At 44.1% G+C, this 10,630-nt stretch carries 8 protein-coding genes; 6 read left to right on the top strand and 2 right to left on the bottom strand.

Translation table 11 applies throughout. The annotated features are described in order from the left end of the window. Positions 1–234 precede the first annotated feature (234 nt). Positions 235–636, top strand: a complete 402-nt coding sequence (locus tag NLX82_RS21520; protein WP_071558210.1) for a VOC family protein — start codon at positions 235–237, stop codon at positions 634–636. 208 nt (positions 637–844) lie between these two features. Next, positions 845–1,081, top strand: coding sequence for a hypothetical protein (locus NLX82_RS21515; protein WP_254349036.1), 237 nt, complete (start codon positions 845–847; stop codon positions 1,079–1,081). Positions 1,082–1,483: 402 nt separating this feature from the next. Here NLX82_RS21515 and NLX82_RS21510 read toward each other — a convergent pair whose 3' ends face one another. Both NLX82_RS21510 and bglS read right to left on the bottom strand, forming a co-directional pair. Continuing rightward, positions 1,484–4,333, bottom strand: a complete 2,850-nt coding sequence (locus tag NLX82_RS21510) for an alpha-amylase family glycosyl hydrolase (RefSeq protein WP_254349035.1) — start codon at positions 4,331–4,333, stop codon at positions 1,484–1,486. A gap of 768 nt (positions 4,334–5,101) precedes the next feature. Then, positions 5,102–5,815: a beta-glucanase gene (bglS, locus tag NLX82_RS21505; RefSeq protein WP_254349034.1), complete on the bottom strand. Its 714-nt coding sequence runs from the start codon at positions 5,813–5,815 to the stop codon at positions 5,102–5,104. A 499-nt stretch (positions 5,816–6,314) separates the two neighbouring features. Between bglS and NLX82_RS21500 the strand changes: the two genes are divergently transcribed. From NLX82_RS21500 to NLX82_RS21485, 4 genes are all read left to right on the top strand, one after another. Next, positions 6,315–7,292, top strand: a complete 978-nt coding sequence (locus NLX82_RS21500) for a LacI family DNA-binding transcriptional regulator (protein ID WP_254349033.1) — start codon at positions 6,315–6,317, stop codon at positions 7,290–7,292. Between the two features lie 164 nt (positions 7,293–7,456). After that, positions 7,457–8,782 carry an ABC transporter substrate-binding protein gene (locus NLX82_RS21495; RefSeq protein WP_254349032.1) on the top strand — a complete coding sequence of 442 codons (1,326 nt, stop codon included), beginning with the start codon at positions 7,457–7,459 and terminating at the stop codon, positions 8,780–8,782. A gap of 59 nt (positions 8,783–8,841) precedes the next feature. Continuing rightward, positions 8,842–9,726, top strand: coding sequence for a carbohydrate ABC transporter permease (locus tag NLX82_RS21490; protein WP_053326151.1), 885 nt, complete (start codon positions 8,842–8,844; stop codon positions 9,724–9,726). After that, the gene (locus NLX82_RS21485) at positions 9,726–10,553 is read left to right on the top strand and encodes a carbohydrate ABC transporter permease (protein ID WP_025723176.1); all 828 of its coding nucleotides are present in this window, start codon (positions 9,726–9,728) and stop codon (positions 10,551–10,553) included. Before NLX82_RS21490 ends, NLX82_RS21485 begins: the two co-directional genes overlap by 1 nt. The last annotated feature ends 77 nt before the right edge of the window (positions 10,554–10,630 follow it).

Raw genomic sequence — 10,630 nt, 5'->3', positions numbered from 1 at the left:
CCATTATCGGCATGCGCATTCAATATACCCAACTGACTGGAAGCTTCTTTACCTAGATACGGATCCCGAAGAACTTGAAGAGTGCAGAATTGTTGTAAGAGAGTCATTACTTTGATGCGAAATCCATTCTTGGCTAGATCGATACCTTGCGGTTTCTTTTATAAGATTCGCTTCTGCTGCCAGAAGTAGAGTATAGTAGGAGTAGTTGGAAATATATTCCAGGAGGCTACAGCCATGTCACAGGAGATATGGATTAATCTGCCGGTCAAAGATGTTGAGAGGTCAACTGCCTTTTTCAATGAGATTGGATTCCATGCGGCTAGCGTTGGTAACGAGAGAGCCAAGCTTGCCATAGGCCAAACAACGATTCTGCTGTTCCCGGATGCGGCGTTTGAGAAATTTACAGGTTCAAAAATCGCAGATACTTCCCATACCGCAGAAGTAATATTTTCCATTGGCGCTGAAAGCAGAGAAGAAGTAGATGCCTTTATTCAAAAAGTAGAGTTTGCCGGAGGAAACATCTTTGGCAAACCGAGTGAAATTGACGGCTGGATGTACGGCGCAGGATTTGCCGACCTGGACGGTCACCGCTGGAACCTGCTGTACATGGATGAGAGCAAAATGCCGAAACGCTAATATGAAAACGCCGGTCACCTGCTTAAGGTCACCGGCGTTTTTTACACCCCCTATAATCTCATATCCGTAATTCAAATCAAAGTCGTTGCTTAGAAGGAAAAATTCGTGGGTTAAATTTATACAAATCACCTGGGCTATCCCTAAGCTAAGGGATATATTAGATGTTTTCAATCCTATTGAAAATCTCGATCGCTCAAGAGTAGAACTTGTGCATGGATTGACCCATTTGCTTAATAATGCGGGATTAGACCCTAATAATTTAAGTGCTTTTTCTTTAAGAACAGAAGTTATAAAAATCACGGCCAACTTTAACAGCTGGCCTGCGGAAGTAATAGATTTGTATCTAACAACTTCAAAAAACGTTCTAGAAGGTATGAAGGAGATTATTCAGTCTTTTGCTGACCCGAACACACAGCTGAAAAAATTGTTAAAGAAACGTGTGTGAAATACAATGCAAATGGAGGAAACAACTATAATAATTGTATTACAGTTTTGCCTATCATTATTATGGCAATAGCATTATACATTCATGAAGGACATCCTCAATTATCATATGCTTTAGGTACTTTTGGTCTAACGCTTGTACCGTTGTATGCGGTAGAACATATCCGGATGACCGGCCAGAACCCGTTAATACTTGATGGTTGTTGGTCATTAAATATACGGAGGAATGTACGCACATAGAAGCTGTCGTTGGTGCATCTTGGTTCACTCCCCATCCGTTAAAAATTTAGTCCAGAGCAATATCCTGACTCTCTCTCTTGGATATACTTTTTAATTGGAAGCAACCTTAGCACGGTGCAATACCGAACTGAGGTTGCTTCAGTTAACTAAGACATACTGCCGCTTACTTCAGATAGGTTCCCGTTTCTCCAATTCCACCGCTGCCATTCAATACATATACCCTTGCGTTTCCTTTGCCGGAGCATGTCAGGGTAATCTTGCCATCAGTAACGGTTTTGGAATTACCAGTCACCGCATCCACATAGGTTCCGTTCGGAATTCCGGTAAATGTGGCGTTTCCTGAAATCGTGACCAATGCAAAGCTGTCAATGCCTTTGGCGCTGTCGGTATATCTTCTCTTAAACGCCAGATTGCCCGTTACATTCTCTGTGGAATACTGTCCTTTTTGCAAGGCGGGAACAGCTCTTCTGATTAAATTAAGCTGTCTGATATGTTTGGCCAGAGGATGGTTGAGCGATTCCGCAAGCGTGCCGGTAGCATTTGTGTATTTGCCGTAATCTTGTACTGTAACATTGCCTTCCATGTGATCGCCGAAATATGCCCGTCCCGTTTTGCTTAGCGGTGCGTTTGGACCCGGATCAATGACAGCCCCCTTTTGGAATTCGATTTCGGAACCATAGAAGATAGCGGGTATTCCGCGGAAGGTGAACATCAGATCGAGATTCTCGGCCCAAGTGTCCTGTGTGCCCGCAAATCTTTGATTTTCCGGAGCCTGGTCGGGCGCATAGTCATGCGAGTCGATATAGGTTACATTCCAGGTAGCATCATTATAGTATTGATCGCCACTTCTCATATTGAATGCTTCCTGCGCGGTCTTGAATGCCCAGTGCATCGGAAAATCAATCACATCCATGCCCGATTTCATTGAATAGTCAGGCGTATGATAGGTATTTCCGTTTAAGAGAGCATTGTTCGAGGTTGGCTGTCCTGCTGTAGTAGAGTTGTCCGCCCACTCTTGTTCAACCGACACTTTATTGGAGGCGTAATCATTCTTTCCATCGCCCGGATACGATTTCGAGCTTTTCCAAGTATAGAATGGCGTCGAGATCGCCGGAATTCCACTGTTCCAGACATCTCTGTAACGGGTGGCTACTTCTCCAAAAATATAGAAATCCGAGCCGCCTCTTGTCTTCCAGGCAGGAATATAGTATTTATTGAAAATATACCGGCTCACATGCTTCACCGTATCGACACGGAAAGCGTCAACACCCATGTCTATATAGTGATTGTAGGTATCAATTAAATATTTGTTAACTGCAGGGTTTTCCGTGTTCAAATCCACGCAATCTCCCGCTATCTGACCAGTTTGAACAGTATAGGATTCCCAGGAGAGACTTTTCTCTGTATGGTAAATGTTATTGTTCGTTTCCGCGTTCTTCATTAAAGCGAGCCTTGCCTGATACTGCTGATCGGGTGTCATAGTATCATAGTTTGACGGCAGCTTATCCGTAGTTTTCACCAAGTTGTTAGCCGTATCCGGTTTAGCCGGATCTTTCTTGAACATGGGGTACAGATTCTCTTCACCGAAATTACCGGTATGATTGACAACGATGTCTTGAATAACCTTCAGCCCTTTGGCATGGGCCGCATTGATCAAATCCTGGTAAGAAGCTCCCGCTGATTCATATCTTGGGTCTACTTTGGCGAAATTTATTGCATGGTAACCATGATAATCATAACCGCTGGCATTCTGCACAACAGGTGTAATCCAGACGGCGCTGAATCCGAGGGCTTTGATATAATCGAGCTTTTGAATCAGCCCCTTAAAGTCCCCTCTCCAAGCCGGGTCCGAATCCGGATTACGCGCCTTGGCATCATCCCATGCGTGCATGTTGTTGCTCGGATCACCGTCATAGAACCGGGAAGTAATCACGAAGTAAATAGTATCTTCCCGAAAATCACCTTTATTTCCAATATTATAAACAAAGCTTTGTTTGGTTTGATTGCCAGCGCCGTCTATAACGAGAAATTTTAATGTCGTGGTCTTGGAAATAAGGATGGACGGTCCGGTCAATCCGGCCATAGCGTTGCCGAGGATATATACTTTCGAGTTTATGGTTGGTTCCGTACCATCGTCCGTGTAGTATGCCTTGGTCGTTGCCGCCTTGTTATCATTTAGGTTGAAGGATACAGTCACGGAGGAATCGGAATGTCTGGTAGGCAAATTCGCTGTGATTGTCGGAGCTTGCAGATCTGAATTCAGGTCAATCATATAAGCGAAAGAGGATGCATTTCCAGTTTGACCGATTGAGTTGACACCGAAGGCCTTAATGGTCAAAGAGGAAGCAACTTGGATTGGAGAGGTATACAAGGTAGAGGATGTCGTAGGTGTCGAGCCGTCTATCGTATAGTAAATCTTATCGTCACTGTTGGTGCTGGAAAGCGTCACCGATTGGGACGAATCATATGTTTTGGGTACAGGAGAGGCGGAAATCGCCGGAATTTTAGGCATTTCCGGGCTGGTATCATACCATGTGTTATCTGTGTAATACCAGCCCTCTTTCACACTGCGGGACAAGTCGGCCGTCTGTTTGCCGCTACCGTCATTAAAGATGAGACTTGAGCCTGTGGCCTCGGCAATGGTGTAGCTGTACCAGTCGTTTCCATCCGACTTCATCAGGATTCCCGGCCACGCTCCGCTTATCGGAACGGTTGTCGGATTCAGATTCCAGTAATGGATTCGAATCGCTGAATTCCAGCTTGAAGGTTTCTTAAAGTGAACCGTTAACCCAGTTTGAGTTGATTTAGGTATTGTGGTAGGTGCATACGTTGCGGTAACGGTAGACGTGATCGAAGCGGTTGTAGAGGGAAGGGTAGTCGCTGTGGAATTCGTGTAGGTGGCTGTATAATCGGTGCTACTGGCCGAAGCTACGCCGGGTAAACCGAAGAAGTTGAAGCAAAGCGACAAAATAATCAACCAAGAAATAAAACTCCCAGTTTTTTTTCCTAGCAAGTTAACAACCTCCTGATAATATTTAGTGGAATAGATAATGCAACCGGTTGCATTAAAAATAAAAAAAAAAGAAGACATTTATTTTGATAAAATGGATTCTTTGATCGCCTCCTCCGTGGTATATATGGAAAATAATCATTGTACGCGCTTACAAAAGAAACTATGAGAAAAGCCCATTCACACAGGGCTCTATACCAATGATTTTTTCCTTTTATGATTATATCATCCATACTTTTACTGGTCAATGAATTGCTAGGGACATATTTCAAACCTAAGCTAGCCTGTTCATAATTGAAGCCAACGTCCAAAAAGCCTTGAAAGGCACATGTTAATGTATCAAAGCGAGTCGCTAAGCAGATGTCAATAAGCAGTATATGGTCAGGAAAGAAAATAGAAAACGCGAGCGTGAGTATCCTAAGGTGGAATGGACAGCAATATAAGCTTGAACTTGAAGCTGAACCGGGGATGATTCCTTCAAACGTAATACTTGTTGTCTGACTTCCTTTCATTAAAGTTGATTCCTGAGTTATAAACCGATTGGAGTTACATAACCCCTTTCCTGTATTGGTATCTTTAAAGTAATTGAAGCAGGAAAATGCTAACCATCCGCAAACATATGGGTTAAACAGGGGATTTATTAAATACCTGATTATATTCAGCTGCGCATCGGTGATCGCCAGCTTTGAATAGATTTCCAGCGATTTTATTCATGGCCGAATGCATCATCAAAAAAAACAGCCACTACAGGGCTGCTTTTGGTACTATGGGCTAATTGCTCGTGTATTTTACCCAATCATATTCAGCGTATAGCGGATTCGCTCCATTATACGAACCTAGCCAGTCGTCAACGCCAGTGCCATTCCATAAATTCATCATAATCTTGCCTGGCGTGCTTGGTATGTTTGTAGTTGCCGTATGCTTTAGAACCCCGTCAACATACCACTTAATGTATCCTGGCTGCCAATCGAATGCATAGGTGTGAAAGCCTTTTGATGCATCGAAGCCCAGGTCTACAATCTTCTCGTGACCACCGACCCCGTTTGTATAATAGTTGAATTGCACTTTTGTCGTGTCTTTGCCTAAAAATTCAATATCTATTTCATCCCATTGCGTGCCATCAGTAGGTCCCGTATACGTAAAAAAGGAAGATACGATCCCTGTATTTTTAGCCGGCTTCATGCTGACCTCGTATAAGCCGTATCTGTAAGTGTTCGTCGATCGATACTCTCCGCAATCAAATTTATTGTACGCAGAACTTGTTAAGCCAAGCTTCATTTTGCCATCGTTCGTAAAATTGATATTATTGGCACGCCAAGTGCAATTAAACATGTTCCCATTGGAATATCCATCCGCTTTTTGCCATGCACCAGAATTGAAACCATTAAGTGGTTCCCAAAAAACATTCCCCGCATAAACGCTTACTGAAAAAAACAGAGAGACAATTCCAGTTGCCAGTAAAGTAAACCAAGATTTCTTCTTCATGTTACACCTCCATAAAAGATTGACCAAACATGAAAGAAGCGGCTGACAATGATACATTATTTCAAGTATTGACCGGCTTACCGAAAAAATATAAAACGCTTCCATATTTGGTATCTTCATTGTAGCTTGAAATTGAGGCGTAGACTATAGCAAACTTAACGCTTGAAACATAATTTAAAAAAACCTAAATTTTATCAAGTTGTGGTTTAAAAATGCACCGCTGGGCCGCTACGCTACTCACCCCGATAACCAGAGCCTTTACGTCCGGCGGGGAAGTTGAATCCAAGAAGGATGGTTAAAGAAAAGATAGCAAGACCTTTTTAAGGGGGCCTTGCTATCATTATGGTTTAGAGCAATTGTGACCTTTAATTTTGGATTCGCAAAGTTCAGTCACCTAACATTTAAGGCCATTTTGAGGCCTTCCGTTATGTAAGGTTGTTGAAATGATGAGGAGAGAGTATAGTTTGTATGTATTTATTTTGTGCGGGAAGAGGTTAATATGGCGACAATTCATGATGTAGCATTAAAAGCGGGCGTGTCAGTCACTACAGTATCCCGTGTAATGAATAACCGAGGATATATCAGCGAAACTACACGCAAAAAAGTGTTTGACGCAATGGAGGAGCTTAATTATCAACCGAATGAAATAGCACGATCTCTGCTACGTAAGCAGTCCAATATTATTGGCCTTATTATTCCCAATGTCTCGCATCCTTTCTTCGGTGAGCTTGCCAATCAGGTCGAGTATTATGCCTATCAGCATGACTGCAAGGTCCTGCTGTGCAATTCACATATGGATCCCGTGAAGGAAAAAGTATATATCGATATGTTGAAGCGGAACCGGGTGGATGGCATCATTATGGGTAGCCATACATTAGAAGTAGAAGAGTACCGACATTTGAATTCACCGATCGTGACGTTTGATAGGCAGATCGACCCGTATATTCCTTACATATCCTCGGATAATTATCGCGGAGGCGAGCTGGCTACGGAGCTGCTCATTCGCAAAGGCTGCCAGAAAATTGCGCATATCTGCGGAAATCTGGAGCTGAACATGCTGTCCAATGAGCGGACCAAAGCATTCCGGGATGTCGTGGGCAGGAATGGTGTCGAGCATGTGATCGTTCAAACAGACTTGAATGTGTTCGATCAGAAGGAGTACGAGCGAATCATTTCAAAACTCGTTCATGAACATCCGGATGTGGATGGAGTGTTCGCAACAAGTGATATTATTGCCGCTTTTGCGCTGAAAGAATATATTCGCGCTGGAAGGCATGTGCCAGAGAATGTGCGCATTGTAGGCTTCGATGATGTAAGCGTTGCTTCCTGGCTGACGCCGGAACTTACATCGGTAAGACAGCCGATTGCAGACATCGGCAGACTGGCGGTCGAGCTGATCCGCAGGCAGGCGGAAGGGGAGCAGGTACAACCTGTCAATCTGCTGCCTGTTGCACTAATTGAGCGTGCAACGACCTGAATGAAAATCTGTTCCTCTAACAAGGGGAACAGATTTTTTTTAGTACATGTTAAAAATTCAACATGTCAAACGATTGACACAAGTTAAACCTTTGACATATAATCCGTTTGTAAGCGTTTTATTTAAGTGTTCAGAGCCATTATATAAATAAGGGGATGACAACAATGAGGAAATTCAAAAGAGTTCAATGGATGGTAATGCTGCTTCTTTTGGTTATGGTGGTGTCTGCATGCAGTGGCTCCGGAGGAGAAGGTAATTCGGTTTCTGGAGGGGGATCAGGGGATTCGAAAAATGTGAAAATTACGCTTTTGAACTCCAAAGGCGAAATCCTTCCACAGCTGGAGGAAGCCGCGAAGGCGTTCCAGAAAGACAATCCGGGCATTACTGTTGAAATCCAGCCGGTTCCGACTGGTGGTTCTCCTTTTGAGCGTGCCTCCGCATTGTATGCATCAGGAAACCCGCCGACCATGATCATGCTAGATACAGGTGATGTTGAGAAATTCAAGGACCGTATCCTCGATCTAAGTGGGGAAAAGTGGAATGCGGACACTGTTGAAAACGCTACCACTGCTACGACATTTGATGGTAAAAATTACGCGTTTCCGCTGGCTGTTGAAGGCTACGGATTCATTTACAACAAAGCCGTTGTAGATAAAGCGATAGGCGGAAGCTTTGATCCCACCACAATTAAAACCCGAAATGACCTTGAAAAACTGTTTCAGCAAATCGAGGCATCTGGTAAGAAAGCATTGGTGATTTCACCAATGGACTGGTCTCTGGGCGCTCATTATTTGCCTCTTGCTTATGCAGGCCAGAACAAAGACATGGCTGAAGTGGACAAATTCATGGCGTCACTAAAAGCGGGCCAGGCTAGCTTGGCTAATAATCCTGTATTTAACGGACTTATGGATACATTCGACCTCATGATGAAATACAACATCGATCAGGCTTCTCCGCTAGCAGGAGCTTATGAACGCGGACCGGAGCTGCTCGGCAAAGGTGAAGTTGGCATTTGGTTCATGGGCAACTGGGCATGGCCGCAAATCAACAGTTTTGATACCGCTAATAAAGAATATGGTTTCTTGCCTGTACCCATCAGTAACAATGCCGATGACTACGGCAATCAGGAGATTTCGTCCGCTGTATCCAAGCGCATTGTTATTGACAAGGAGAAGACTACTCCGGAACAGCAAGAGGCGGCGAAGAAGTTCCTGAACTGGATCGTATATGATGCGAAAGGCCAGGATTTCCTCGTGAACCAAGCGAACATTATCCCGGCGTTCAAAAATATTACACTGCCTGCGGCCGACCCGCTTGGCAAGTCCATCCAGGATTATATTGCAAAAGGCAAGTCAGAGCAGTCGATGAGCATGCTGCCTGCCGACCACTGGTCCAAGACAGGATCTTCCATGCAAAAGTATCTGGCGAAACAGGGCGATCGTGCAACACTGGTTAAAGAAATCGAAAACTACTGGAAAACGGTTAAATAAGGTTATTTTCAAATTACCTGGAATAGAGAGAGAAACCCGGAACAAAGGGAGGGATCATCATGATTACGGAAAAAGGAGTATGGAACCGGCTGCGGACGCGGCTACTGTTTACCGGCCCAACCTTGTTTGCCTTCATAACGGTAATGATTATTCCATTTTTGTATGGCATCTATCTGACGTTCACAAACTGGGATGGTATTTCCACCACACTATCGCTGGTAGGCATCCAAAACTATCTGGCTGTTTTTAGAGATATTGAGTTTTGGAAATCGTTCAGCTTGACGCTCAAGTATGTGTTTTATACCGTTGTTCTTATTAATGTGATCGCTTTTATGCTGGCTTATGTGCTGACTAAAGGGTTAAAAGGACAGAGTGTTTTCCGAGCGGGATTTTTCCTGCCCAACCTTGTCGGCGGCATTGTACTCGGCTTTATATGGCAGTTTATATTCAACAACGTGCTTGTCTATTTGGGACAACATGCCAGCATACAGTCGCTCAGCACGACTTGGCTGGCTGATCCCGACAAAGCGTTCTGGGCACTCGTGATTGTAACCGTGTGGCAGAACGCGGGTTACATGATGGTCATTTACATCGCGGGATTGACGGGTGTGCCGAATGATATTATGGAGGCCGCAAGCATTGATGGGGCAAACAGCTGGACCAGACTGCGGAAAATGGTGCTGCCCTTGATGGTTCCTTCTTTCATCGTATGTATATTTTTGTCCCTGCAGCGCGGTTTTATGGTCTATGACGTGAACCTTGCGCTCACGAAAGGTGGGCCGTTCAGCAGTACTCAAATGGTGTCGATGCATGTGTATGAAAAGGCATTCCTTTCCCGTGATTATGGTGTGGGGCAGGCAGAAGCATTCGTGTTGTTCCTGATGGTTGCTCTCATCACTCTGCTTCAGGTTTATTTTAGCAAGAAGTTGGAGGTGGAGGCGTAATGGCAAGAAAAAGAGTTGCTTCCTCCGTGATCAAATTCATTGTGTTGACAGTCATACTCATATTGTTCATCGTACCGTTCGTCTTTCTGCTGATCAATTCGTTCAAGGAAAACATGGCCATCACCTCAAATCCGTTATCGCTTCCAGAGAGCTTCAGTATGGTCAATTATATGAATGCATTCGATAAAATGAATTACATCGCTGCCTTCACCAACTCATTGGTCATAACGGTGTTAAGTGTTCTGTTTATCTCACTGTTCGCGGCGATGACGGCTCATTATTTTGTCAGAAACAACACCAAGTTCAACCAATATACATTTATGCTGATGGTTGCATCCATGATCATTCCATTCCAGGCTATCATGATTCCATTGGTGAAAATCTACGGGTCCCTTGATCTGCTGAACAGTAAGTGGTCGCTGATTTACATGTATATCGGTTTTGGCAGCTCGCTGGCCGTCTTCATTTATCATGGTTTTGTAAAGAGTATTCCAAAGGAACTGGAGGAAGCGGCGCTAATTGACGGATGCACGCGGTTTCAGACATTCTTCCGGATCGTGTTTCCGGTACTGATGCCCACGACGGCCACCATTTCCATTCTCAATGTGCTGTGGATCTGGAATGATTTTCTGCTGCCTTCCCTCATTCTGGTCGATCCGGAGCAAAGGACACTTCCATTGTCCACGTACAACTTTTATGGAACCTATACAGTGGATTATGGTCCATTGATGGCAAGTTTGGTACTGACGATATTTCCGATCATTATCATCTATCTGTTCGCCCAGAAGTATATTATTCAGGGTGTTATGCAAGGTTCGATTAAATAACTGCAGGGGAAGGATGCTTTATCAAACAGACTAAAGCGTATACGAGAGAGCGTGCAGATCAATTTATTTCCCAATCG

The organism is Paenibacillus sp. A3M_27_13 (assembly GCF_024213315.1).
Classification (GTDB): Bacteria; Bacillota; Bacilli; order Paenibacillales; family Paenibacillaceae; genus Paenibacillus; species Paenibacillus polymyxa_B.
The sequence above is the reverse complement of the archived record's forward strand: the minus strand, read 5'-3'. Positions and strand labels throughout refer to the sequence as shown.